This window comes from Thioclava indica (genome assembly GCF_000714545.1).
Lineage (GTDB): Bacteria > Pseudomonadota > Alphaproteobacteria > Rhodobacterales > Rhodobacteraceae > Thioclava > Thioclava indica.
Genome location: NZ_AUNB01000009.1, coordinates 35,731 through 59,001, shown reverse-complemented (window position 1 = coordinate 59,001; position 23,271 = coordinate 35,731). Strand labels below are relative to the sequence as shown.

24 protein-coding genes and 1 other RNA gene are annotated in these 23,271 nt (G+C 59.8%); 11 read left to right on the top strand and 14 right to left on the bottom strand.

Annotated elements, in window-relative coordinates:
- The first annotated feature begins 4 nt into the window (after positions 1–4).
- On the top strand, positions 5–265 hold the full coding sequence (locus DT23_RS03095; protein ID WP_038128152.1) for a hypothetical protein: 261 nt from the start codon (positions 5–7) through the stop codon (positions 263–265).
- Positions 262–1,527, top strand: a complete 1,266-nt coding sequence (locus DT23_RS03090) for a glutamate-5-semialdehyde dehydrogenase (RefSeq protein WP_038128150.1) — start codon at positions 262–264, stop codon at positions 1,525–1,527. Before DT23_RS03095 ends, DT23_RS03090 begins: the two co-directional genes overlap by 4 nt.
- Positions 1,528–1,534: 7 nt before the next feature.
- Here the strand turns inward: DT23_RS03090 and DT23_RS03085 are convergent, their stop codons facing one another.
- Positions 1,535–2,158: a histidine phosphotransferase family protein gene (locus DT23_RS03085; protein ID WP_038128147.1), complete on the bottom strand. Its 624-nt coding sequence runs from the start codon at positions 2,156–2,158 to the stop codon at positions 1,535–1,537.
- A 25-nt stretch (positions 2,159–2,183) separates the two neighbouring features.
- On the opposite strand from DT23_RS03085, the gene DT23_RS03080 reads away from it, so the two are divergent.
- From DT23_RS03080 to olsA, 3 genes are all read left to right on the top strand, one after another.
- The gene (locus tag DT23_RS03080; RefSeq protein ID WP_038128145.1) at positions 2,184–2,363 is read left to right on the top strand and encodes a DUF3553 domain-containing protein; all 180 of its coding nucleotides are present in this window, start codon (positions 2,184–2,186) and stop codon (positions 2,361–2,363) included.
- Positions 2,364–2,502: 139 nt separating this feature from the next.
- Positions 2,503–3,279, top strand: coding sequence for an L-ornithine N(alpha)-acyltransferase (gene olsB, locus DT23_RS03075; protein ID WP_038128142.1), 777 nt, complete (start codon positions 2,503–2,505; stop codon positions 3,277–3,279).
- Entirely contained in the window at positions 3,276–4,103 is an 828-nt protein-coding gene (gene olsA / locus DT23_RS03070) for a lyso-ornithine lipid O-acyltransferase (RefSeq protein WP_038128139.1), read from the top strand. Before olsB ends, olsA begins: the two co-directional genes overlap by 4 nt.
- Here olsA and DT23_RS03065 read toward each other — a convergent pair.
- The 7 genes from DT23_RS03065 to DT23_RS03040 all read right to left on the bottom strand — a co-directional run bounded on the left by DT23_RS03065 (position 4,079) and on the right by DT23_RS03040 (position 8,738).
- Positions 4,079–4,303, bottom strand: a complete 225-nt coding sequence (locus DT23_RS03065; RefSeq protein ID WP_038128137.1) for a ribbon-helix-helix domain-containing protein — start codon at positions 4,301–4,303, stop codon at positions 4,079–4,081. The two genes, olsA and DT23_RS03065, sit on opposite strands and share 25 nt — an antisense overlap.
- Entirely contained in the window at positions 4,300–4,482 is a 183-nt protein-coding gene (locus tag DT23_RS03060) for a DUF4169 family protein (RefSeq protein WP_038128134.1), read from the bottom strand. The genes DT23_RS03065 and DT23_RS03060 overlap by 4 nt, the downstream gene beginning before the upstream one ends.
- Positions 4,483–4,568: 86 nt before the next feature.
- Positions 4,569–5,963, bottom strand: a complete 1,395-nt coding sequence (gene fumC, locus DT23_RS03055) for a class II fumarate hydratase (RefSeq protein ID WP_038128198.1) — start codon at positions 5,961–5,963, stop codon at positions 4,569–4,571.
- A gap of 103 nt (positions 5,964–6,066) precedes the next feature.
- On the bottom strand, positions 6,067–6,519 hold the full coding sequence (locus DT23_RS03050) for an SspB family protein (RefSeq protein WP_038128133.1): 453 nt from the start codon (positions 6,517–6,519) through the stop codon (positions 6,067–6,069).
- Between the two features lie 131 nt (positions 6,520–6,650).
- Complete coding sequence (locus tag DT23_RS03045; RefSeq protein ID WP_038128131.1) at positions 6,651–7,076, bottom strand: nuclear transport factor 2 family protein; 426 nt, start codon at positions 7,074–7,076, stop codon at positions 6,651–6,653.
- Between the two features lie 108 nt (positions 7,077–7,184).
- Positions 7,185–7,540: a transfer-messenger RNA gene (ssrA, locus tag DT23_RS18785) on the bottom strand.
- A gap of 16 nt (positions 7,541–7,556) precedes the next feature.
- Positions 7,557–8,738, bottom strand: a complete 1,182-nt coding sequence (locus DT23_RS03040) for a hypothetical protein (protein ID WP_051697010.1) — start codon at positions 8,736–8,738, stop codon at positions 7,557–7,559.
- A gap of 191 nt (positions 8,739–8,929) precedes the next feature.
- On the opposite strand from DT23_RS03040, the gene DT23_RS03035 reads away from it, so the two are divergent.
- The 6 genes from DT23_RS03035 (at position 8,930) to DT23_RS03010 (ending at position 16,513) form a co-directional block, all read left to right on the top strand.
- Positions 8,930–10,348 (top strand): cryptochrome/photolyase family protein, encoded by a 1,419-nt coding sequence (locus DT23_RS03035; RefSeq protein ID WP_038128129.1) that lies wholly within the window; start codon positions 8,930–8,932, stop codon positions 10,346–10,348.
- 180 nt (positions 10,349–10,528) lie between these two features.
- Entirely contained in the window at positions 10,529–10,966 is a 438-nt protein-coding gene (locus DT23_RS03030; RefSeq protein ID WP_162177167.1) for a TrgA family protein, read from the top strand.
- Positions 10,967–11,035: 69 nt separating this feature from the next.
- The gene (locus DT23_RS03025; RefSeq protein ID WP_038128125.1) at positions 11,036–12,157 is read left to right on the top strand and encodes an NUDIX domain-containing protein; all 1,122 of its coding nucleotides are present in this window, start codon (positions 11,036–11,038) and stop codon (positions 12,155–12,157) included.
- A gap of 68 nt (positions 12,158–12,225) precedes the next feature.
- Positions 12,226–13,257 carry a cysteine synthase A gene (locus DT23_RS03020; RefSeq protein WP_038128123.1) on the top strand — a complete coding sequence of 344 codons (1,032 nt, stop codon included), beginning with the start codon at positions 12,226–12,228 and terminating at the stop codon, positions 13,255–13,257.
- Positions 13,254–15,785, top strand: coding sequence for a DUF3772 domain-containing protein (locus tag DT23_RS03015; protein WP_051697009.1), 2,532 nt, complete (start codon positions 13,254–13,256; stop codon positions 15,783–15,785). The genes DT23_RS03020 and DT23_RS03015 overlap by 4 nt, the downstream gene beginning before the upstream one ends.
- A complete protein-coding gene (locus DT23_RS03010; RefSeq protein ID WP_038128122.1) occupies positions 15,785–16,513 on the top strand; it encodes an alanyl-tRNA editing protein in 729 nt (242 codons plus the stop codon). Before DT23_RS03015 ends, DT23_RS03010 begins: the two co-directional genes overlap by 1 nt.
- A gap of 149 nt (positions 16,514–16,662) precedes the next feature.
- Here the strand turns inward: DT23_RS03010 and DT23_RS03005 are convergent, their stop codons facing one another.
- The 6 genes from DT23_RS03005 to DT23_RS02980 all read right to left on the bottom strand — a co-directional run bounded on the left by DT23_RS03005 (position 16,663) and on the right by DT23_RS02980 (position 23,123).
- Positions 16,663–17,997, bottom strand: coding sequence for a branched-chain amino acid ABC transporter permease (locus DT23_RS03005; protein WP_038128120.1), 1,335 nt, complete (start codon positions 17,995–17,997; stop codon positions 16,663–16,665).
- Complete coding sequence (locus DT23_RS03000; RefSeq protein WP_038128118.1) at positions 17,994–19,001, bottom strand: branched-chain amino acid ABC transporter permease; 1,008 nt, start codon at positions 18,999–19,001, stop codon at positions 17,994–17,996. Before DT23_RS03000 ends, DT23_RS03005 begins: the two co-directional genes overlap by 4 nt.
- Positions 19,002–19,004: 3 nt before the next feature.
- On the bottom strand, positions 19,005–19,709 hold the full coding sequence (locus DT23_RS02995; RefSeq protein ID WP_038128116.1) for an ABC transporter ATP-binding protein: 705 nt from the start codon (positions 19,707–19,709) through the stop codon (positions 19,005–19,007).
- The gene (locus DT23_RS02990) at positions 19,706–20,566 is read right to left on the bottom strand and encodes an ABC transporter ATP-binding protein (RefSeq protein ID WP_038128115.1); all 861 of its coding nucleotides are present in this window, start codon (positions 20,564–20,566) and stop codon (positions 19,706–19,708) included. Before DT23_RS02990 ends, DT23_RS02995 begins: the two co-directional genes overlap by 4 nt.
- A 105-nt stretch (positions 20,567–20,671) precedes the next feature.
- Positions 20,672–21,856, bottom strand: a complete 1,185-nt coding sequence (locus DT23_RS02985; RefSeq protein WP_038128113.1) for an ABC transporter substrate-binding protein — start codon at positions 21,854–21,856, stop codon at positions 20,672–20,674.
- Between the two features lie 196 nt (positions 21,857–22,052).
- On the bottom strand, positions 22,053–23,123 hold the full coding sequence (locus tag DT23_RS02980) for a GlxA family transcriptional regulator (RefSeq protein WP_081846892.1): 1,071 nt from the start codon (positions 23,121–23,123) through the stop codon (positions 22,053–22,055).
- Between the last annotated feature and the right edge of the window lie 148 nt (positions 23,124–23,271).

The following is a 23,271-nucleotide window of genomic DNA, read 5'->3' as shown; positions in this document are numbered from 1 at the left end:
GCCGATGTCCCTGATCAAACGCCTATTTGACCATATCACGCTGTTGCAAGCGGCGATTTTGGCCGGATTTCTGGGATTGGCTCCGTTCACGCCAGAGCCGCATATCTGGGAAAAACTCAAGATGTTGGCGGCAGGCACGCTGGTGCGCCCTGTGGATTGGTTTGATCTGTGCCTGCATGGGCTGCCGTGGATTATTCTGGCCGTCAAGCTGGCGCAATGGGTGAAAACGGGCAAGGCCGGGCGGGCTGCGGAGGATACGAAATGAAAGACGATCTGGATGCCAAAGCGCTGATCGACACGATGGGGCAGGCGGCACGGACCGCGGCTGCGGAGCTGGCCTTTGCGAGCAGCGAGAGCAAGCGCGCGGCTTTGATCGCGGCGGCTGATGCCGTTTGGGCGCGCCGCGCTGAAATCCTGACCGCCAATGGCGAGGATATGGCTTACGGCGCCAATAAGGGGCTCAGCCCGGCGATGATGGACCGGCTGATGCTGGATGAGGGGCGCATTGGCGCGATCGCCGAAGGGCTGCGCACCGTGGCCGAACAGCGCGATCCGGTGGGCGATGTGATTGCGCAGTGGGACATGCCCTCGGGGCTGCATATCGAGCGCGTGCGCACGCCTTTGGGCGTCATCGGCGTGATCTATGAATCGCGCCCCAATGTGACGGCGGATGCCGGGGCGCTGTGCCTGAAATCGGGCAATGCGGTGATCTTGCGTGGCGGCTCGGAAAGCTATCATTCGAGCCGCGCGATCCATGCCTGTCTGTTGGATGGGCTGCGCGCTGCGGGCTTGCCCGAGGCCGCGATCCAGCTTGTGCCGACGCGCGACCGCGCCGCTGTGACGCAGATGCTGCGCGCAACCGAGTTTATCGACGTGATTGTGCCGCGCGGGGGCAAAGGGCTGGTGGGCTTGGTTCAGGCCGAGGCCCGCGTGCCGGTCTTTGCCCATCTTGAAGGAATCTGTCACGTCTATGCCGATGGCGCCGCGGATCTGGAAATGGCGCGCGCGATTGCGCTCAACGCCAAAACCCGGCGCACCGGGATTTGCGGCGCGATGGAATGTCTGCTGATTGATCGGGCGTTCTATGAGACCCATGGCAGCGTGCTGATCGATGATTTGATCGCAGCCGGTGTTGAGGTGCGCGCAGACGGGCCTTTGGCCGAAATTGAAGGCACGGTTGCCGCAACCGAGGATGATTTCGGGCGCGAGTTCCTGGATATGATCTGCGCGGCGAAACTGGTGGATGGCGTCGAAGGCGCGATTGCGCATATCCGCCGCTATGGCAGCCAGCACACCGAATCGATCGTGACCGAGGATTTGACCGTGGCCGCGCGCTTTTTCGAGCGTCTGGACAGTGCAATCTTGATGCACAATGCCTCAACGCAATTTGCCGATGGCGGCGAGTTCGGGATGGGCGCCGAAATCGGGATCGCCACGGGCAAGCTGCACGCGCGCGGGCCGGTCGGGGCAGAACAACTGACCTCGTTCAAGTATCAGGTGACGGGCAAGGGCGCCGTGCGCCCTTAACCCGCGCCTAAAGCCGGATCATCCCGCCATCTTCAAAAATTTCCCATTTGGCCTGCCGCCCCTGACGGGCCATCTCGCGGGGCAATAGCGCAAATTGCACCTGCGCAGGCGTGATCTCGGTTCCGGCATTAGCACCGTCATTCAGCCGCTCCCAAAGGGTGAGATCGGCGCGGCTTTTGTCCGATTGCGCGCTGATTTCCCAGCCCTCGGGCGTGGCCTGCGCGATGATCTCGCCCCCAAAAGGCAGCAGCGTTTCCAGGCATAGCACCGCCAGAAACGCCAGTTTCACCTCAGAGCGCGCCTGATCCCCGTCAATCTGCCAGTCATGGGTAATCCGCCCCAGACTGGAGAGATCGCCTAGCAGCTTGGCAATTTCCGAACGACCGATCCGCTGCTCGGCACTGGTTTGCCCGAAGGCGACGCGAAAGAACTTAATGCGCGCATTGGCCGCCGTCACACTTTGCGCGATCAAATCCATCTCAGGGCCACTTTGCTGACCCGACATCGCCAGCAGCTCCACCCCATTGCCAATCGCGCCCAGAGGGCTGATCAAGTCATGGCACAGGCGCGATCCCAAAAGGGCGGACAAATCCGCATCACTCAGGCTTGTATCTGCGGTCTCAAAAGGCATCTATATCTCCGAAAGTGAGGGCGACATGTACGAAATTCTTGAACCTGGTATGCTGGTCAGAAATCCGAAAATGCCCGAATGGGGGATCGGTCAGGTGCAATCGCGGATCGCGCAGAGGGTCACGGTCAATTTCGAGCATGCAGGTAAGAAGGTGATTGATGGGCGCAATGTGGCGCTAGAACTTGTTGTGCGCGATCAGAGTTGACAAAAGGTTAACAAACCTGCGAGGCGGCGGAAAAATACATCCCTAGGTTGCGCTACGCCGTCGCCGAGCGCAAGGAAATATTGCCAAGCGGCGCGCAGGTTTTTACACCAGTGTAACACGTTAAGGGGAACTGCTGCGCGTGATCGACACGGCGTCATTCGAAATCCGGCTTGCACAAAGCGAGGCCGATCTGGTCGCCTCACAGCGGCTGCGCTACCGTGTGTTCGTGCAAGAGCTGGGTGGCGGGGGCGAAACCGTTGATCACGCAGCGCAAATTGAGCAGGACGCGCTCGATCCGCTTTACGATCATCTGCTGCTGATTAATCGAAATCTGCCCGAGGGAGTGCACGTGGTGGGGGCCTATCGCTTGCTGCGCTCTGATCAGGCGCGCGCGGCGGGGCGGTTTTATTGCGATGGCGAATATGATCTGGACCGGCTCAAAAGATCGGGTCGTAAGCTGTTGGAATTAGGGCGCTCTTGCGTGCACCCCGACTATCGCGGCGGGGCTGCGATGCTGCTGTTGTGGAACGCGCTGGCCGATTATGTGCTGGCCCATGAGGTCGAAATCCTGTTCGGTGTGGCCTCGTTTCATGGCACAGATTCCGGCGCATTGGCGCAGCCGCTGTCGTGGTTGCATCACCACCACCTCGCGCCTGAAAACCTGCGTCCGCGCGCGCTGCCCGAGGCGTTCCAGCCGATGGATCTTGTGAGTGCGCATGACCTTGATCGGCGCGCCGCGATGGCGGCGATGCCCAACCTGATCAAGGCCTACCTGCGTCTCGGCGGCTTTGTCGGCGAGGGTGCCTATATTGATAAGCCGTTCAACACCACCGATGTGCTTTTATTGATGGATACCAAGGCGATGAGCGACAAACATCGCGCATTTTACACCCGTCGTTTCGAAGGCCGCGCATGAGCTGGGACGCGCAAGAACCGCCACAAACACGCATATCCGCGCTTGGCTGGTTGCGTGCGTTGCTGCGCGGGGTTGCGCTGGCAGCGTTGTGTTATGGCGGCTTGGTTTTGCTGTTGCTCTTGCGCCTGATTGAGCGCCCGCTTCACGGTCTCAACCGCCCGTGGACGCCTCGTATCACCCGAACGGTCTGCCGCATGTCCTTTCCGATCCTCGGTATGCGCTATCGCGTGCGCGGACGCCCGATGCATCATATCGGCGCTGTGGTGGCTAATCATGGCTCATGGCTGGATATTTTCGCGCTCAATGCCTGCCAAAACATTTATTTCGTCTCCAAGGCCGAGGTCGCGCGCTGGCCGATGATCGGTTGGCTCGCGCGCGCGACGGGAACGGTGTTCATTCGTCGGGATCGGCGCGAGGCGAAGATCCAGCAGCAAGTCTTTGAGCAGCGCATCCGCGCGGGGCATCATTTGTTGTTTTTTCCGGAAGGCACCTCGACCGACGCGCGCCGTGTTTTACCTTTTAAACCAACGCTTTTCGAGGCGTTCTTCAGTCATGGACTGGACCGGATCATGCAGATCCAACCGGTCACGGTGATCTATCATCCGCCCGATGAGGAAGATGCGCGGTTTTACGGTTGGTGGGGTGAGATGAGCTTTGGCCCGCATCTCCTCAAGGTGCTTGCGCAGCGACGCCAAGGGGCGGTGGATATCGTGTTTCACGACCCGCTTGACGTCGCCGATTTCGCCTCGCGCAAAGAGCTGGCGTTGCGTGCCGAGCACGCCGTGCGTGCGGGGCTACCCTACGAGGATTCGCGCGAGCGGTAATGGGCCAAGACGTATAGCCGGATCGCTGTGGCAAGCCCGGCATCGACACCGCGATCCACATCAATTTCAGCTGCTAACTCGTTGATGCCTTTTTCTTTTTCGTCCGCGATATCGCGAAAGGCTTGCCAGAATTCATCTTCCAAAGTCACTGACGTCCGATGCCCGCCCAAGGTCAGAGAGCGCTTTTTCGGGCGGCTCATTCTTTGTCCTCATGCGCATGCCCGTCCAAATCCCGACGCGCCTTGTCCCTTTGGCGATCCTCGAGTGAAAATTGGGCTTTGCTACGGCCGAATTTAACAGCGTTTTCATTGCCCTGCGCGCGCTTTTTCACGCGGGCCTGCTGTTTGCGGAATTGGTTGAGATTGGTGACGTTGCTCATAGGCGCGAGTTTGCCACAGCTTTACTGGACAAAAAAGGGGTGGCCAATCGCGGCCACCCCTTTGCGTTTTTACGCGGCGCAAAAGATCAGTCTTTTGGGCCGATCATCTGTTCAGGGCGCACCACTGCGTCGAACGTGGCCTCATCGACGAAGCCGAGTGCGATTGCCTCTTCCTTCAACGTAGTGCCGTTTTTATGCGCAGTCTTCGCCACTTTGGTCGCGTTGTCATAGCCGATGGTGGGCGCAAGGGCTGTGACCAGCATCAGCGATTCCTTCATCAGCTTGTCGATACGTGGCAGGTTAGCCTCGATGCCGACCACCATGTTATCGGTGAAGGCCGAGGCCGAGTCGCCCAAAAGCTGCATGCTTTGCAAGACGTTATAGCTCATCATCGGGTTATAGACGTTCAGCTCGAAGTGGCCTTGCGAGCCGGCAAAGCCCACCGCCGCATCATTGCCCATGACATGTGCGCACACCATCGTCAGCGCTTCGGCCTGCGTCGGGTTCACTTTGCCCGGCATGATCGAGCTGCCAGGTTCGTTTTCCGGCAAGATCAGCTCCCCCAGACCCGAGCGCGGGCCAGAACCCAGAAGGCGGATGTCATTGGCGATCTTGAACAGCGAGGCCGCCACGGTTTTCAGCGCGCCCGAGAACATCACCATCGCGTCATGCGCGGCCAAGGCCTCAAATTTATTGGGGGCGGTGATAAAGGGCAGGCCGGTGATCTCGGCCATATTTGCAGCCACTGTTTCCGCCCAGCCTTTGCGGGTGTTCAGCCCGGTGCCAACGGCGGTGCCGCCCTGCGCGAGTTCGTAAATATCGCCCAAGCAAGCTTCGACCCGCTCGATCCCCTTTTTCACCTGATGCGCGTAGCCGGAGAATTCCTGACCCAGCGTGAGGGGCGTGGCGTCCTGCGTATGGGTGCGCCCGATCTTGATGATGTCTTTGAAAGCAAATGATTTTGCCTCAAGTGCTGCGTGCAGTTTGCGCAAGCCCGGCAGCAACACGTCGCGCGCCTGCATCGCGATCCCGACATGCATTGCGGTGGGGAAGGTGTCGTTGCTGGACTGGCCCATATTGCAGTGATCGTTGGGATGGACCGGATCTTTGGACCCCATCTTGCCGCCCAGCATTTCGATGGCGCGGTTCGAGATCACCTCATTGGCGTTCATGTTCGATTGCGTGCCCGAGCCAGTTTGCCACACGACGAGCGGGAAGTTATCGTCGAACTTGCCCTCGATCACCTCAGAGGCGGCAGCGATGATCGCATCCGCGACTTTCGCATCCATCGCGCCTTGCGCCTTGTTGGCCTGAGCGCAGGCTTTCTTAATTACGCCCAGCGCGCGGATGATCGGCACTGGCTGGCGCTCCCATCCGATAGGGAAGTTGATGATCGAGCGCTGCGTTTGCGCGCCCCAATATTTGTCGGCGGGAACTTCAAGCGGGCCGAAGCTGTCGGTTTCGGTGCGTGTCGCGGTCATCAGGGCCTCCATGAACTGCGCAAAACTCTTGCGCGTTTTAGGCCGAGCGGGGACGATTTGCAATCGGTATGCGGATGTATACTGCCGTCAGGGCAGGTTCGCGCTATTTACGGAATTGATCGAGACTGACGACTTCGGCATCGCCGCGCGGTGCGGGGGCAGCTTCTTCCTCGTCGTCGGCTTCCACCTCGTCTTCGTCATAGGCTTGCGTTTCAAAGCGCAGGCCGAATTCGACGGACGGGTCGACAAAAGTCGAGACCGCGTCAAAGGGCACATAAAGCGGCTCGGGCGCATTGCCGAAATTCAGCGTGATCGAAAACCCGTCATCGGTGACCTCAAGCCCCTCATACCAATGCTGGATGACGACCGTCATCTCTTCGGGATAGCGTTCGCGCAGCCAATCGGCGAGTTCGGCATCGGGGTGGCGGGTATCGAAGGTGATGAAAAAATGATGTTCACCCGGCAAACCGTTCGCGGCAATATCTTCAAGCACGGTCTGGATCAGCCCGCGCATCGCATCATGCATCAGATTGCCGTAATCGATCGAACGCGTCATGCCGTTCCCTTCTTTATCCTGCAGATAGCATAAGGGATTCGTCGTCAGAGGGAAGGGGGTGCGATCACACAGCCACGGGAGCAAAAAGGCAGGGCAAGGGCCGGGTTGCAGACCGCCTTCTAAGCCCACGATCAGCCCAGTGTTTCGCCCGACAGGCACAGCGCAATTGTCTCAGGGGGGAGCAGGCCGAGCTGTTCGAAAATAGAGATCGCATCAAAGCTGTTATAAGCCTCAGCAACCTGATCTCCCTCAAAGCGCATGGCGAGTTGACCCGTCGCACTGACGGGGGCGCAATTGGCCACCCCGATTCCATCAATCTTGAGCAGGGTCCAAACCCAATCCTCGCTCTCAAAGCTGCGCAGGATCGAGATGGTCATCTTATGCAGATGCGCGCGAAACGCCGGAACAAATTCGAGAAACTCTTTCGGGCCAAGATTGAGCCCGTCCATGATTCCCGCGGCTTGCGCACGTTGGGTAAAGAGCGGCTCGATCAAATCGAGGTGGCCATCGCCCCAAACGGCGTTCAGCCATATCTCAATATTGCGCAGACGTGACATTGCAATCCTCTCAGGCTCGTGGTCACCGCCATATTGCGCATGAACAGTTTACGACGGGGTTAACGCCGCTTGGATCAAGCGATTGATCGTATGCTGAAAGGGGGAAAAGGTGCAGGATTCTGTTGCAAGGCTCCTGCGGGCCCCGCCTTACGCTGCTAGGCGCAAGGAGTTAGGTTTCGATCTCTCGAACTGCTTACGCAGCAAGAGCGACCGGAGCACGGTTGTCATTGGCAACTGTACAAATCGCACCGATAACGGTGGTGGCTCACCGAGACAAAGCAAAACCCCTTTAGACGTTCGTCGATCCTATTTCGGCCCCATTCTCCCCCAATGAGGGTGGCTTGGTGGAGCCGCCGGGTACCGCCCCCGGGTCCGATCCGCTTATTACGAGCGCGTTTATGTCCATAGTCCCCCCGAAAGGGAACACATCATATATAGGTGGGGCCGGGCGCGTGATCAAGGGGCGTGCGCAGCGCGACTTTAGCTGCCCTCGGCCGGGATGCCGAGCACCGTCATCGCTACACCAAATGCCGCAAGCACCCAGAACGCCTTGCTTTTCAGCCCCTTGCTTTGCAGCGCCGCCAGCACCGCTTGCAAGGTGTAGTAGCCTGCAAAGGCGCGCGAGGCGTAGGAGATGATGACAAAGATATCCGCGCTCCAAGTCAGGGCGATACCCGCAGCGATCAGCACGGGATAGGCGTGTCTGGGTTCCAGCCGTCCGCGCGTGAACTCCGACAGCAACCCGCCTGCGCCGCCGGTGTCGGCGACAGCGGCCGAAAACTGCGCCGCCAAAGCCGCCGCCACCAGCATCGCAGGTAAGATCGGGGCGACCACGCGCATCATCTCGATGATTGACGTTTCGGTCAGGTGAAGGGCGTCGGGCACAAAAATGTAAGCGAGCAGCACGATGTAGACCATGTAGATCGCCGTGGAGAGCATCTGCGCCCATCGCATCGCGTCGATACGCGTGGGGGCATCATAGCTTTTGCCCAGATAGCGCGCGGTTTCAAACCCTTGCACCGTGACGATCAGACCAAAGATCAAACGCAGCGAATCCCACGGCCCCAGCTGACCAGGATCAAAAATCAGTTTGCCCTGTGTTGCCGTCTTGCCAAAATATACAGCCAAACCCAGCAACAACCCCCCGATGATCGCCAGTTTCAGCGCGACCGTGGCATATTCCATCTTCTCAAGCGTGTGAAATCCACCCCCAAAGCCTGCCACGGCAACCACGCCCAACGCGGCTGTCGTCACGACATTTGCCATGAAATGGCTGTTCCACGGTGTCAGCGACACTGCAAACGCCCCAAACAGATTGAGATAATAGGCGACCGAGATCACATAGGCGAAAGACAGCGCAATCTGGGCAAGCTGCTCGACGCGCGAAATCAAGGCGGTGTCGGGCCGCTCCTCGGCGGCGATATTATTGCGCACCGCCGCGCCAAACAGCCAGCCCACAAGGCACAGTCCCGCCATCGCCAAGGGCGCCCACGCACCAAAGCGCACCTCAAGGATCGGCCCGAGCACCAGAAACCCCGAGCCGATGATCGAGGCCAGCGGCGTGACCATCGCGCGCCACCTTGGGCGGGCGCGCAGAGCGGGTACGAACATTCCGCCTAGAATGAGCAAGGCAAGCAACAGGATCGAAAAGTTGAGAATCATATAGCCTCTGGCCTTGCAGCAATGATGGAGCGACACGCGTGCCTTGATCGAAAGGCTGCATGGCTTGCTTGGTTCCCAATATAGTAGGCGGGTGCAAGTTAAGATTCGTTCAAACGGCCCGCAAGAAGCGGAAAGTGAACCTTTCGCGTAGATCTGCGTAGTATTTGAGCGGCTATAGATGTGAGGGATTGATGAGCGCGGATGTGACACTGCTTTGGCTTCGGCGGGATTTCCGCTTTTATGATCATCCTGCAATGGTGGCGGCGGCTGCGAATGGGGCGGCGGTGATCCCGGTGTTTATTTACGACGATCAGGTCGCGGCACTGGGGGCGGCGCCAAAATGGCGTCTTGGTGAGGCCGTCGATCATTTTGCCGACGCACTCGCGGAAAAAGGATCGCGCCTGATTTTGCGCAAGGGTGACCCGCTTGAGGTGTTGCGCGCGTTGATCGCCCAAACCGGAGCGCGCGCGGTGCATTGGTCACGCGCTTATGATCCGGCCTCAGTTGCGCGCGACAAGGCCGTCAAGGCGGCGTTAAAAGAGGACGGGATCACGGCCGAAAGCCAGGCGGGCCATCTGCTGTTTGAGCCGTGGAGCGTGCAAACCGGCAAGGGCGAACCTTACAAGGTCTATTCGCCATACTGGCGCGCGGTGAAGGGCCGCGATATTGCCGCGCCGCTCAAAACCGTGTCTGAACTTCGTGCTCCAAGTAACTGGCCTGACAGTGAAACCCTGTCGGACTGGCAAATGGGGGATGCGATGAACCGCGGCGCAGAGGTCGTGGCGAAATACGCCCATATCGGTGAGGCACGGGCGCAAGGTCGCTTGTCGACCTTTCTGCGCGATCATATCGAGCACTACAAAACCGAACGCGATTTTCCCGCGTCGGGCGCGACCTCGGGCCTGTCGGAAAACCTGACCTATGGCGAGATTTCCCCCCGCGCGGTCTGGCATGCGGGATGGCGTCATGTTCAAGAGGGCGCGGCGGGGGCCGAGCATTTCCTCAAGGAATTGGTCTGGCGCGAATTTGCTTGGCATCTGCTTTATCATTTCCCCGATCTGGCCGAGGCAAACTGGCGCAAAGAGTGGAACGGCTTCCCATGGCGCCCCGACAACAATGACGCCAAGGCGTGGCGCCGTGGCATGACGGGCGAGCCCTTTGTCGATGCGGCGATGCGTGAGATGTATGTCACCGGCACGATGCACAATCGCGCGCGCATGATTGTCGCGTCTTATCTGACGAAACATCTGATGACGGATTGGCGTGTCGGGCGGCGTTGGTTTGAAGATTGCCTGATCGACTGGGATCCGGCAAGCAATGCGATGGGCTGGCAATGGGTGGCCGGATCAGGGCCGGATGCCGCGCCATATTTCCGCGTTTTCAATCCTGAAACGCAGCTTAAAAAATTCGACAAAACAAAAGACTATCGCGATAAGTTCATTCTAGAGGGGCAGTCCAACCCACCGCAAACCGCGCGCGATTTCTTTGACGCAATCCCGCGCAGTTGGGGGTTAACGCCGGATCAGAGCTATCCCGCGCAAATCGCCGATCTCAAGGGCGGACGAGAGTGTGCGCTGGCCGCCTATCACGCGCATCGCGACACGGATTGAGGGGCAGTCTGCGCTCTTCTTGAAAGAAAAAAGGCTTCCCCTAGCGGAAAGTACCGTAATTTTGCCGTAATTCTTCTTTAAATCCGTAAGCCTATGGTATGCCCCGGCCTTTTTTCGCCGGGTGAGGAGTATGTTATGCAACGCTTGGCCGTTCGAAATACAAAGATGCAGATCCCGACAATGGCAAAATTTTTTGCCGCGATTTCACTTGCGGGAACGGGTTTTTTTACTGCTAACGAGATTATTCCCGCTTTGCCCCAAGGCGTTGAAGGGGCAAGTATTTTGCCGCTGGTGGCGTCGTCCTTCGGGCTTTTGCTGGGCTGGCGGGTTGTCGGTTTACACCCCGGGCGGCCGTGGATGAGCGCGATTAGCGATGGCCTTCGCGGCGCGCTTTACATGATGGCATGGAGCTATGCGTTTCTTGGCGCGGCGCAGATGCTGAAACTGGCGTTGCGGATGCGCTATGATGATGCGGTTGAGGCATTGGTCGATATTATCGGTCAGGGTGCCGCGATTGCGCAGGCCTCGTTTAGCGTTGATGTTTTGATCGTTCTGATCTGCGGGGCTGTTCTTGCGGGGGGCGCGTCAGAATGGGCCTATCGCAAATACGGCCGCTAAGCGCTTGACATCAGGGGCCACGCGCGCAGGGTGGCTGTTGAAATCAGGTCGTTGGGCAGCCTCTTGAGTATGCAACATTTCTTCTACGGAACGCTCTGTCATCCGCCGCTTTTGCGCGCGGTGATCGGGCGTATTCCCGACTTGCATCCGGCGGAGTTAGAGGGCTATCGCGCGCGGGAGGCGTGCCGCGATGGCGTGCCGCTTGGCTTTCCCGTGCTCGAGGCGCAGGCGGGCGCGACCACGACAGGCATTATTTGCACGCTGAGCACACATGAGGCCGAGCGCATCGCGTGGTATGAGGCGGGCTATACGCCTTGCGATTTGCAGCTATCCCAAGACGGTGAAAAGGTTGCGGCGCGGGTTTGGCTGCCCGGCGCTGGCCACTGGGATCCGGGCGCGGACTGGACGCTTGCACAGTGGCGCGCGCAATGGGGCGCGCTTAAAACCGAGGCGGCAGCGCAGTTTATCCACGAGGCTGAACAAATCGGACCAGAGGCGGCAAATGCGCGCTATCACTCGATTTTGGTGTGTGCCGCGTCGAAGCTATCAGCCCAAGCGAAACCGATGCCGCAAACCTTGCGCCGTGCTGTGCAAGAGGAGGACGTTAAGATCGAGTCGCAATCTATTGGCTATCATGGATTTTTCCTCATAGAAGATTACGACCTGCGCCATCGCCTGTTCGCGGGTGGTTACTCGGATACGCTAAGTCGGGCGGCCTTCATCTCGGGCGATGCGGCGGTTGTTCTGCCCTATGACGCGCGCCGCGACCGCGTTTTGTTGATCGAGCAGTTTCGCGCAGGCCCTTTTGCGCGCGGAGAGCCAAACCCCTGGATGATTGAGGCCATTGCCGGGCGCATTGATCCCGGCGAAAGCCCCGAGCAAACCGCACATCGCGAAGCAATGGAAGAGGCGGGCATCACCCTTGATCACCTGATCGAAGCGCCGCGTTTTTACCCCACGCCGGGGGCAAAATCCGAGTTCATTCATTGCTATATCGGCCTGACCGATCTGCCCGATGACGCCGGGCGACCGGGCGGTGTTGAGGATGAGGGCGAGGATATCCGCCCCCATCTGGTGCCCTTCGATCAGCTTATGGAGATGGTGCAAACCGGCGAGGCGGGCAATGCACCCCTTGTCGTGCTGTCGCTGTGGCTGGATCGGATGCGTGAGAGTTTGCGCGCCAAGGCTTGAGGTGGCGCGCGCGGCGGCCTAAGTCTGGGGACAATGCCCTGACGGGGCGCGCGACACTGGAGGATTTCATGCGCATTTGCGGCGATCTGGCGGCAGCGGTGGGGCACACCCCGCTTATCAAGCTGAGAAAAGCGTCCGAGATGACGGGCTGCACGATTTTGGGCAAGGCCGAGTTTCTCAATCCCGGCCAGTCGGTCAAGGATCGCGCGGCGCTTTATATCATTCGCGATGCGATCCAGCGCGGCGCGCTGCAACCCGGTGGCACGATTGTCGAGGGCACGGCGGGCAATACCGGCATCGGGCTGGCGTTGGTCGGGGCCTCGATGGGGTTTCGCTCGGTCATCGTGATCCCCGAGACGCAAAGTCAGGAAAAGAAAGACATGCTGCGTCTGGCGGGCGCACAATTGGTCGAAGTGCCTGCCGCGCCTTACAAAAATCCCAACAACTTCGTGCGCTACTCAGAACGCTTAGCCAATGAGCTGGCAAAATCCGACCCCAACGGTGCGGTCTGGGCCAATCAGTTTGACAACACGGCCAATCGTCAGGCCCATATCGAAACCACCGGCCCCGAGATTTGGGAACAGACCGGCGGGCATGTGCATGGTTTTGTCTGCGCGGTCGGATCAGGGGGGACGCTGGCGGGCATCGGCATGGCGCTTCAGCCCAAGGGCGTGAAGGTCGCGCTGGCCGATCCTGATGGCGCAGCGCTGCACAGTTTTTACACGACGGGCGAGCTGAAATCCGAAGGCTCCTCAATCGCCGAAGGGATCGGGCAGGGCCGCATCACCGCCAATCTAGAGGGCTTCACCCCGGATATGAGCTACAATATCCCCGATGCCGAGGCGCTGCCGATTGTCTTTGATCTGCTGAGTGAAGAGGGCCTGTGCCTTGGTGGCTCGTCTGGCATCAATGTGGCCGGCGCAATCCGCATGGCGCGTGAGATGGGGCCGGGCCACACGATTGTGACGATCCTGTGCGATTACGGCACGCGCTATCAATCCAAGCTGTTCAACCCCGCCTTTCTGCACGAAAAGGGCTTGCCCGTTCCCGATTGGCTGGATGGCCCCGGTCGCACGATCCCCGAGGTCTTCGCGCAATGATCTGGCGGCTGGCGCGTCTTTGGGTACTCATGCTCGCGCTGGCCTTGCCAGGCTTGGCGTTGGCTCAAACCACAGACGCGCCCGATTATGCAGCGTGGGACAAGGTCGCGGCTGCGGCGGAAAATACCGTGCAAGACGGCACCGCCGATAGTGCGAGCCTGGATGCTTTGCGCACCAAGGTTGATGGTTGGCGCAAGACGCTGACCGCTGCCGAAGACATCAATGCCAGCCAGATCGCGACGCTCAAGGCACAGATTGAGGCGCTTGGGCCTGCTCCGAAAGAAGGCGAGACCGAGGATCAGGCGATCACAAGCCGTCGCAAGACGCTGCAAGATCAACTGTCGCAACTGCAAGCGCCCGGTCTGCGCGCCAGCGAGGCCGCCAGCCGGGCCGATGTCATCGTTGCCAATATCGACAAGTTGGTGCGCGCGCGCCAGACGGACAAGCTGCTGCGTCTGACTCCTTCGCCGCTGAACCCGGTCAACTGGCCCGAAGCGCTTGCGATTACCGGATCGCTGACCGGGGCGCTCAGCGGTGAGATGTATGACACGCTCAGCACCAATACCCCCTATGCTACGATGCGTGACAATGCGCCGGTGATCGTGGGCCTGCTGTTTGTCGCATTGCTGTTGTTGGTCCGGGGGCGACACTGGATCGAGCGGCTGGCGGGTTTTCTAGAAAAACGTCTCGCCCTGCGCGCGCGCCGCGTCATCGATGCGCTGGTATCGTTGGGCCAGCTTTTCCTGCCTCTCGCAGGCCTCGCACTCTTGATCCTTGCCTTGCGCCAGACCGCATTGCTTGGGCCGCTTTGGCTTGAACTGGTCAACGTGCTTGGTGCCACGGCGAGTGTGATCATCACCGCGGTCTGGTTGGCGGGCCGTGTCTTTCCCAAAAGCGAGCAGCAAGAGTCTCCGTTCAATCTGACGACCGAGCGGCGCCGCGAGGGGCGGGTTTTGACCATCCTGTTCGGGCTGCTTGTGGGCTTGCAAGGCCCGCTTGGCGACTGGATCGTGACGCAGGGCGAGCGGGTGCTCACCGGGGCCGCCAAGACCAGCGATCAAACCGAGGCGTTGGCGCGCACGCTGGATGCGGGTTTTGGCGTTATGGCCTTTCCGCTTCAGGTGCTGGCGGGGATTTTGCTGTATCGCCTTGGCCGGCTGCTGCGCCGCCATCTGCGAAATGAAAAATCCGATACCGAGGAAAAAGCCTTTCGCGATCGCATCGTCGGGGCGATTGGCAATCTGGTGATCGCCGTCGCGATGATTGGCCCGGTGCTGGGCGCGATTGGCTATGTGAATGCGGCCAATGCGCTGATCTGGCCGTTGACCCTGACGCTGGGGCTGATCGCACTGGTGCTGGTGATCCAGCAATTCAGCGCCGATCTCTATGTGTTCGTGATGCGGCGCGAAGATGATGCGCGCGAATCTCTGATCCCGGTATTGTTTGGCTTCGTGCTGGGGGCGCTGGCGCTGCCCGTTGCGGCGCTGATCTGGGGCGCGCGTGTCGATGACCTCAAAGAGCTATGGGGCAAGTTTCAATCGGGCGCTACGCTGGGTGGCGTCACGATTTCACCCGGCGTTTTTGTAACGTTCCTCGTCATTTTCCTGATCGGCCTGTCGGTGACGCGGCTGGTGCAAGGCGCGCTACGCACCTCGCTGTTGCCCAAAACCAATATCGACAAAGGCGGGCAAAGCGCGATCATTTCGGGCCTTGGCTATATCGGAATCTTTCTGGCTGCGGTGATTGCGATTTCCTCGGCCGGGATTGACCTTAGCTCGCTGGCCATCGTCGCCGGTGCGCTGTCAGTGGGTGTTGGGTTTGGTCTTCAAACCATCGTGCAGAACTTCGTGTCGGGCATCATCTTGCTGATCGAGCGCCCGATATCCGAGGGCGACTGGATTGAGGTCGGCAGCCAGCAAGGGATCGTCAAGGCGATCACCGTTCGCTCCACCCGGATCGTGACCTTTGATCGTTCCGAAGTCATCGTGCCTAATGCCGATCTGATCTCTGGGCAGGTAACAAACTGGACGCGCGGCAATGTTACGGGGCGGTTGATCGTGCCAGTCGGCGTGGCCTATGGCAGCGATACGCGCAAGGTTGAGAAAATCTTGCTTGAGGTGGCGGAAAATCAGGCGTTGATCATGATGAACCCTGAACCCTATGTGCTTTTCACGGGGTTCGGGGCCTCGAGTCTGGATTTTGAGCTGCGCGTGATCCTGTCGGATGTGAATTTCTCGCTGCGCGTGATGAGCGAAATGAACCACGAGATTAACGCGCGCTTTGCCGAGGCTGGAATCGAAGTGCCGTTTCCCCAAAGCGATCTGTGGCTGCGCAATCCCGAAGTGCTGCGCGATGTCGGGCGTGGGGAGCCGCCCGCAGCCCCCGCAGACAAAGCAGAGTTGCAAGCCGCGCCCGCTGCACCGACGCAAACCGTCACGCGCGCCGATATGGGCAAACCGACGCCCGGCGAAGGTATTGAGGACTTTGACGGCGATGGCGATGGCGATGGCGGTGGAGGAGCCCGTTAATGCCGCATCAGCAAAGCTACCGCATCCATCCCTATGCGCGTGATCTTGAGACGCGCGTGACGGGCCACACATCCGAGGGCGGCATCTACTGCGCGAATTCGATCTTTTACCCAACGGGTGGCGGGCAACCCGGCGATAGTGGGCGGCTGGTTTGGGACGGCGGCGCGCTGGAAATTGCTACTGCGGTCAAAGGCGAACCCAACGCTCCCGGCGCGGTGGTTCTGGTGCCTGCCGAGCCCGCGCCACTGCCCCCCGTGGGCACGCGCGTGCAGCAGGAACTCGATTGGGAGCGTCGCCACCGCCATATGCGCGTGCACACCGCGCTGCATTTGCTCTCGGTCGCGATCCCTTATCCTGTGACCGGTGGGCAGATCGGCGTTGAACGCGGGCGGCTCGATTTCGACATGGCCGAGAAACCCGACAATATCGAGGCGCTCGATGCGCTGCTGAACGGCTGGATCGAACAGGATTTACCCGTCCGCGAAAGCTGGATCACCGATGCGCAACTCGCCGCACAGCCCGAACTGGTGAAAACCATGTCGGTCGCGCCGCCTGTGGGCCAAGGCTGGGTGCGCCTGATCGCGATCGGGGCCGAGAGCGCGCAGATTGATCTGCAACCCTGTGGCGGCACGCATGTGGCGAGTTTGCGCGAAATCGGCGGCGTCAAGATCGGCAAGATCGAGAAAAAGGGCCGCCAGAACCGCCGGGTCTATCTGCAATTGCGCTAATACGCGGGCAGGGCGCGCCCCTGCTTCGCTCTTGAAAAATATCCCGGGGGTGAATGGCCGCAAGGCCAGAGGGGGCAGCGCCCCCTCTTTGACTGTTAATTGTCGCCCTCCGGCGACGGGGGGGGCAGCGCCCCCTCTTTTTTCTCGCGTTACTTCTCGGGCAACAACCCGCGCGGACTAAAGCGCAGCACGCCCAGCAAGATAATCCCCATCACCAGCATCCGCATATGGGCCGCCGAGTCGATCATATGCTCTTTGAACGGACCTGCGGGGAAGGGGCTCGCCAGGATCGCCATCATATCAGGGCCCCAATCGCCTGCCTTCACCCAGACATACCAGATCAATACACCGCCCAGGATCGAGCCCCAGTTAGAGCCCGACCCACCGACAATCACCATCACAAGCACGATGAACGTATAGCGCAGCGGATTGTAGCTTGAGGGCGTCATCTGACCATCAAGCGAGATCATCATCGCCCCCGCCAAACCGATCACCGCCGAACCAAGCACGAAGATCTGCAAATGCCGACGGGTCACGTTTTTGCCCATCGCGGCGGCCGAGACCTCATTGTCGCGGATCGCGCGCATCATCCGCCCCCAAGGGGAGCGCAGCGACATCTCCGTCAGCCAGATCAGCGCGAAAATGACGATCACGAACAGCAACAGGAAGGCCAGCTTCACGGTAATCGTCGAGCCAAGCGTCGGGTCGATCCCCCACGCCTGCATCTTGGTCACGAATGCGTGGCTGTTTTGCAGATCAATCTCATAAGGTACGGGCCAAGGGCGCGGGATGCCGTTGACGTTGAGCACACCACGATCCAGCCATTGCTCGTTCTTCAGCACAGCGACTACGATTTCCGCAATGCCCAGCGTCGCAATCGCCAGATAATCCGAGCGCAGCCCCAGTGCGATCTTGCCCACCAGCCACGCCGCACCTGCCGCCAGCAGCGCACCGACCGGCCAGCTGACCAGTGTCGGCAGGCCCAAGCCGCCAAGATTGCCCGCAGCCGAAGGGTTGATCGCCTCGATGGCATCGACTGCCGGATCAAACAGCCAGCGAAAGGTGAAAAAGCCCACGATCAGTACCGCCGCCACCGCAAGCCCACGCAGCTTGCCGCGCAGGGTGCGATAGAGCCAAACCGCGCCGATCACAGCGATTGCAGCCACCGCAAACGCCGCGAGAATGCCAAAGCCGCCCGCCTTGAACGCGCCCGGCGTGGGGGGCATCGAAATCAGCACCGGTGCCAGCCCGCCAAGTGCGACGAACCCCATCGCACCTGCGTTAAACAGCCCTGCATAGCCCCATTGCATATTCACGCCCAAGGCCATGATCGCGCTCAGCAATCCCATGTTGAGAATACCCAGCGCCGAGTTCCAGCCCGAGGTCATCCCCTCCAGCACGATCAGCCCGGCCATCAGGGCAAAGAACAAGGGCGCGCGCAGACGACCGCCCGCTGCTGCATCTGCTTGACGTGCGGTGCTCATACGATTTTCCCCTTAAACAGGCCGGTCGGTTTAAAGATCAGCACGAGGATCAGGATGGTAAAGCTGACGGCGTATTTGTAATCGGTAGAGAGAAGCTGAACCAAACCGTCCGGCTCCCAGTTCGGGATCAGATAGGTGACGACCTTTTTCCACGCATAGGTCAGGCCGACCTCGGAGAACGAGATCACGAAACCACCCGCGATTGCGCCCACCGGATTGCCGATGCCGCCCACGATAGCCGAGGCAAAGATCGGCAGCAGAAGTTGGAAATAGGTGAACGCCTTGAAGGATTTATCCAAGCCATACAGCGTGCCTGCGATGGTTGCGAGCGCTCCGGTGATGATCCAGGTCACGGCAACGACGCGATTGGGGTCGATGCCCGAGAGCAGCGCTAGATCCTCGTTATCGGAAAACGCACGCATGGATTTGCCCGTGCGCGTGCGCCCCAAAAACCAGAACAGCGCCCAGACCACCAAAATCGCGGTGACGACGGTGATGACTTGCGTTGAGCGCAGCGTCAGCGGCTCGGACATGCCCGTCATCTCACGCCATTGCCGCGCGTTAATTACAAAGCGCGCACCATCGGCGAAGTTGATCTGATCCACGCCGATCAGGAACCGCGTCAGCGCGTTCATGATGAACATCACCCCGACCGAGACCATGACCATCACCACCGGTGCGGCCTTCACCTTGCGGTAATATTGGTAAACGACCTTATCGGTGCCCAGCATCAGCGCCGAGGTAATGACAATGCCAAAGGGCAGGGCCAGCAGCGCCGTGGGCAGCGGGCCAAAGCTGATCCCCATCGCCTGAAAGCCCCAAGTGATCAGAATGACCACGCCCGTGCCAAAGGCCATCGTGTCGCCATGGGCAAAGTTGGAAAACCGCAGGATCGAGTAAACCAGCGTGACCCCAAGCGCCCCCAGCGCAAGCTGCGCGCCATAAGCCGTGGCGGGAATGATGACGTAATTGGTAATCGCGACCAGCGCGTTAAGGAAATCCATCAGTCAGCCCCCCAAGAATGTGCGCCGGACTTCCGGGTCGGCCATCAGGGCCTTGCCAGTGTCGGTATATTTGTTTTCGCCTTGCACGAGGACATATCCTTTGTCTGCAATCTCAAGGGCTTGTCTGGCGTTCTGCTCCACCATCAAGATCGAGATGCCGGTGCGCGCAACCTCGATGATGCGGTCAAACAGCTCGTCCATCACGATAGGGCTGACGCCAGCGGTCGGCTCATCAAGCATCAACAGTTTCGGCTGCGTCATCAGCGCGCGCCCGACGGCGACTTGCTGGCGCTGCCCGCCCGATAACTCGCCCGCGTTCTGGCGGCGCTTGTCCTTGAGGATCGGGAACAGGGTAAACACCTGCTCCATCGCGACCTTGAAATCATCGTCGCGGATGAACGCGCCCATTTCGAGGTTTTCCTCAACGCTCATCGTCGGGAACACGTTGTTGACCTGAGGCACGAACCCCATGCCCTTTTTCACCCGGTCCTGCGGGCTCAGCGCGGTGATATCGACCCCGTCCAGCGTGACCCGGCCTTCGCGCAGGTTCAGCATGCCGAACACGGCCTTCATCGCGGTGGATTTGCCCGCGCCATTGGGGCCGACGATCACCGCGATTTCGCCTTTATCGACGGTCAGGGTGCAGCTGTTCAGGATATCGGCCTTGCCATAGCCGCCGGTCATGTCGCGCGCGTCCAGATAGCTCATTGCGCGGTTCCTTTGCCTGCTTCATCGCCAAGTCCGGGCTGGGCGCCGTGATCTTCATGCAAGGCGTCTTCGGTGACTTCCTCGGCCTTGACCTTGTTCTTGAGGCCGGTGCCTAGATAGGCCTCGATCACTGCCTCGTTTTCCATGATGTGATCGGCAGAGCCTTGCGCGAGAACGCGCCCCTCGGCCATCACGATCACCGGGTCACACAGGCGGCCGATGAAATCCATGTCGTGTTCGATGACGCAGAACGTATAGCCGCGTTCCTTATTCAGGCGCACAATCGCATCGCCAATCGTATTCAGCAGCGTGCGGTTCACACCCGCGCCGACCTCATCGAGAAAGACGATCTTGGCCTCGACCATCATCGTGCGTCCCAGTTCGAGCAGCTTTTTCTGACCGCCAGACAGGTTGCCCGCCTTTTCATCGCGCAGATGCGAAATCGTCAGAAAATCAAGCACTTCGTCGGCTTTCTTCAGAAGCTCTGCTTCAGAGTCGCGGATCTTGCGCCGGCCGAACCAAGTGTTCCACAGCGTCTCTCCAGGCTGATCGGGGGGCACCATCATCAGGTTCTCGCGCACCGTGAGCGAGGGGAACTCATGCGCAATCTGAAAGGTGCGCAGCAGCCCTTTGTGAAACAGCTCATGAGGTTTGAGGCCGGTAATATCCTCGCCATCCATCGTGACGCGGCCAGCGGTAGGTTCATGAACCCCGGCTATCACATTGAAAAGGGTAGATTTTCCGGCACCATTCGGGCCGATCAAGCCGGTGATCGAGCCAGTCTCGATACATAGGCTAGCATCGTCGACGGCACGAAAGCCGCCGAAGGATTTGACGAGATTTTCAACCCGGATCATGGGGTCCCCTGAAGTCGTGCGGTCACCTTAAGATTGTGCCGCAAGATATTGTTATAATTGAAAACAGCCCGGATCGCTCCGGGCTGCTTTAGTGTGAGTGGGCGATCAGCGGTATTTCACCGTTTCGATCTTACCATCCTTGATCTCAATTTCGCGGAAGGTGCCGGCAGCTTCGCCGTTGCCGATCAGCTTGATGGCGGTTGCGCCTTCGTAATCGATCGGCTTGCCTTCTTTGATCAGCTCAAGACCTTTGGCCAGCTCGCCGGGATAGATTTTCTCACCCGGACCGTTGGCGATGTCCATGATCTTGTCTTTATAGACTTTGGGATCGGTGGAATTGGCCGCTTCCATCGCCAGCATGATCAACGCAGCCGCGTCATACGAGCCACCCGAATAGGCCGAAGACCCGTCATAGCCAGCCGCTTTTGCCATGCCAAGATAGGTTTGCATGCCCTGACCCGCAGAATCGGGAAGCTGGCCGAACGAGCCGTTGATCTCAGAACCGAAATTGTCTTGCAGCGTTTGACTGACCATCCCGTCGGGGAAGACGAACTTGCTAAACGCACCAGTATCAAGTGCGCCGCGCAGAATGCCCGAGCCGCCCTGATCGACATAGCCCGCAATCACCAGCGCATCGCCACCAGCCGAGGCCAGCGAGCCGACTTCAGCCGAGTAATCGCCCTTGCCATCTTCGTGGGCTGCCGAAATCGTGACCTTGCCGCCTTTGGCTTCGTAGGCTTTCTCAAAACTATCGGCGAGACCTTTGCCGTAGTCATTGTTGGTGTAGGTCACGGCGACCGATTTGATGCCTTTTTCAAGGATCTCGTCCGCCATCACGTCGCCCTGACGTGCATCCGAGGGCGCGGTGCGGAAGAACAACCCGTCATCGGGCAGGGTGGTCAGCGCAGGCGAGGTCGCCGAGGGCGAGATCATCACCATGCCATTGGCCATCGCGACGTTTTGCAACACAGCCGTGGTCGCACCCGAACACATCGCGCCAACGATACCCGACACCTTATCCGAGGTCACAAGCGTCTCGCCCGCAGCCGTTGCGGCCGCTGCGTCCACGCAGGTCGAGTCGGCCTCAATCGGGGTCACGGTATCTCCGCCCAGCAGCTTGCCGGACTCCGAAACTTCCTTGATCGCCATTTCGGCGCCTTTTGCCATGCCCGGTGCAAGTGATTCCAGCGGGCCGGTGAAGCCCAGCAGAACACCCATTTTCACGTCATCGGCATAAGCGCCCGTTGCGCCAAAAGCGATGGCGGCAGAGGCCAGAAGAATTTTTTTCATTTATTCACTCCCATGTTGAACTCGCGTTCTAGCGCGAGATTAGTGCGCGGTTTTGTAAAAGGAAACACCACGGATGGCGTGAAGTCATGGAAATTCGGACCAAAAGGTCAAGCACCAATCGCACTGTCGTAACGCCAACTTGGGGATTTGTGCATTTTTGTGAGGTGTCAGCGCAGGGATCGCGTTGCGCTGTGCGCTAATGATCAGCCTCTGGCGCGGTGCCCAGATCGCCACCGCCCAGATCGCCACCGCCCGAGGTGCCGCGTTCACGGTAGGGCGTGGTCTGGTAATGCGCGCGGTAGCATTTGGAGAAATGCGAGGGCGAGGCAAAACCGCATGCCATTGCCACGTTGATCACGCTCATCTCGGTCTGCATCAGCAGATTGCGCGCTTTTTGCAGCCGTAGCTCCATGTAATAGCGCTTGGGAGAGCGGTTGAGGTAGCGGCGAAACAGCCGTTCCAACTGGCGCGCCGACATGCCGACCTCGGTGGCCAGCGTGGCGGGGCTGATCGGCTCTTCGATATTGCTCTCCATCTGTCCGATCACCTGGGCAAGCTTGGGGTGACGCACGCCGATGCGGGTGGGAATCGAGAGACGTTGAGAATCACGATCCGTGCGGATTGAGGAGTGAATCATCTGATCGGCCACGGTATTGGCCAGTTGCTCGCCGTGATCTATCGCGATCAAGCGCAACATCAGATCAATCGAGGCCGTGCCGCCCGCCGTGCTTAGCCGGTTGCCATCAATGACAAACACGCTGCGCGTTAATTCGACATCGGGGAAATCCTCGCCGAACGCATCGGTGTTTTCCCAGTGGATCGTGGTGCGCCGCCCGTCCAGCAGCCCAGCCTCGGCCAGCGCCCAAGCCCCAGTGCAAAGCCCGCCCATCGCCGCCCCGCGCCTTGCCTCGCGGCGCAACCAGTTCAGCACCGGCTTGGTGATCGCCTCGGCCACATCAATGCCGCCACAGACCAGCACCGTGGAATCGCGCGCCAGTTCCTCCAGCCCGATATCGGTGCGAAACACCGTGCCGTTTGAACAGGTTACATCGCGTTGACCTTCGCTGACGAGTTGCCAGTCATACAGGTCGCGCCCCGACACCTGATTGGCCAGCCGCAGCGGCTCGATCGCGCTGGCGAATGCCATCATCGTGAACCGATCCAGCAACAGAAACGCAAAGCTGCGCTTGTTGCGGTCCGTCTCTAGCCGGATCGAGCCCTGCGAAGGAGCGGGGCGGCGATGCGGGCGAGAGGGGGCTTGGGGCATGGTGATGTCTCGGATCTTGGGTCTGGTCTGCAGCGTGCACCGGAACTTCGCCCGCCCGCAAGAGCGAGTCTGATCTGCCGGGCGCGTTTACCCGCGCGCATTTTCGGGTTTGTCCTTGTGGCACCGCGCGGCTATAAGCGCCTTTGAA

What these genes read in the sequence shown, in the direction of transcription:
- olsA (WP_038128139.1), top strand. Translation starts at nt 3,276, where the DNA reads ATGAGCTGGGACGCGCAAGAACCGCCACAAACACGCATATCCGCGCTT.
- DT23_RS03015 (WP_051697009.1), top strand. Translation starts at nt 13,254, where the DNA reads ATGATCTGGCGGCTGGCGCGTCTTTGGGTACTCATGCTCGCGCTGGCC.
- DT23_RS03080 (WP_038128145.1), top strand. Translation starts at nt 2,184, where the DNA reads ATGTACGAAATTCTTGAACCTGGTATGCTGGTCAGAAATCCGAAAATG.
- DT23_RS03010 (WP_038128122.1), top strand. Translation starts at nt 15,785, where the DNA reads ATGCCGCATCAGCAAAGCTACCGCATCCATCCCTATGCGCGTGATCTT.
- DT23_RS03020 (WP_038128123.1), top strand. Translation starts at nt 12,226, where the DNA reads ATGCGCATTTGCGGCGATCTGGCGGCAGCGGTGGGGCACACCCCGCTT.
- DT23_RS03035 (WP_038128129.1), top strand. Translation starts at nt 8,930, where the DNA reads ATGAGCGCGGATGTGACACTGCTTTGGCTTCGGCGGGATTTCCGCTTT.
- DT23_RS02995 (WP_038128116.1), bottom strand. Translation starts at nt 19,709, where the DNA reads ATGAGCTATCTGGACGCGCGCGACATGACCGGCGGCTATGGCAAGGCC.
- DT23_RS03045 (WP_038128131.1), bottom strand. Translation starts at nt 7,076, where the DNA reads ATGTCACGTCTGCGCAATATTGAGATATGGCTGAACGCCGTTTGGGGC.
- DT23_RS03065 (WP_038128137.1), bottom strand. Translation starts at nt 4,303, where the DNA reads ATGAGCCGCCCGAAAAAGCGCTCTCTGACCTTGGGCGGGCATCGGACG.
- fumC (WP_038128198.1), bottom strand. Translation starts at nt 5,963, where the DNA reads ATGACCGCGACACGCACCGAAACCGACAGCTTCGGCCCGCTTGAAGTT.
- DT23_RS02985 (WP_038128113.1), bottom strand. Translation starts at nt 21,856, where the DNA reads ATGAAAAAAATTCTTCTGGCCTCTGCCGCCATCGCTTTTGGCGCAACG.
- DT23_RS03090 (WP_038128150.1), top strand. Translation starts at nt 262, where the DNA reads ATGAAAGACGATCTGGATGCCAAAGCGCTGATCGACACGATGGGGCAG.
- DT23_RS03040 (WP_051697010.1), bottom strand. Translation starts at nt 8,738, where the DNA reads ATGATTCTCAACTTTTCGATCCTGTTGCTTGCCTTGCTCATTCTAGGC.
- DT23_RS03060 (WP_038128134.1), bottom strand. Translation starts at nt 4,482, where the DNA reads ATGAGCAACGTCACCAATCTCAACCAATTCCGCAAACAGCAGGCCCGC.
- DT23_RS03085 (WP_038128147.1), bottom strand. Translation starts at nt 2,158, where the DNA reads ATGCCTTTTGAGACCGCAGATACAAGCCTGAGTGATGCGGATTTGTCC.
- DT23_RS02980 (WP_081846892.1), bottom strand. Translation starts at nt 23,123, where the DNA reads ATGCCCCAAGCCCCCTCTCGCCCGCATCGCCGCCCCGCTCCTTCGCAG.
- DT23_RS03050 (WP_038128133.1), bottom strand. Translation starts at nt 6,519, where the DNA reads ATGACGCGTTCGATCGATTACGGCAATCTGATGCATGATGCGATGCGC.
- DT23_RS03030 (WP_162177167.1), top strand. Translation starts at nt 10,529, where the DNA reads ATGGCAAAATTTTTTGCCGCGATTTCACTTGCGGGAACGGGTTTTTTT.
- DT23_RS03000 (WP_038128118.1), bottom strand. Translation starts at nt 19,001, where the DNA reads ATGGATTTCCTTAACGCGCTGGTCGCGATTACCAATTACGTCATCATT.
- DT23_RS03095 (WP_038128152.1), top strand. Translation starts at nt 5, where the DNA reads ATGTCCCTGATCAAACGCCTATTTGACCATATCACGCTGTTGCAAGCG.
- DT23_RS02990 (WP_038128115.1), bottom strand. Translation starts at nt 20,566, where the DNA reads ATGATCCGGGTTGAAAATCTCGTCAAATCCTTCGGCGGCTTTCGTGCC.
- DT23_RS03025 (WP_038128125.1), top strand. Translation starts at nt 11,036, where the DNA reads ATGCAACATTTCTTCTACGGAACGCTCTGTCATCCGCCGCTTTTGCGC.
- DT23_RS03005 (WP_038128120.1), bottom strand. Translation starts at nt 17,997, where the DNA reads ATGAGCACCGCACGTCAAGCAGATGCAGCAGCGGGCGGTCGTCTGCGC.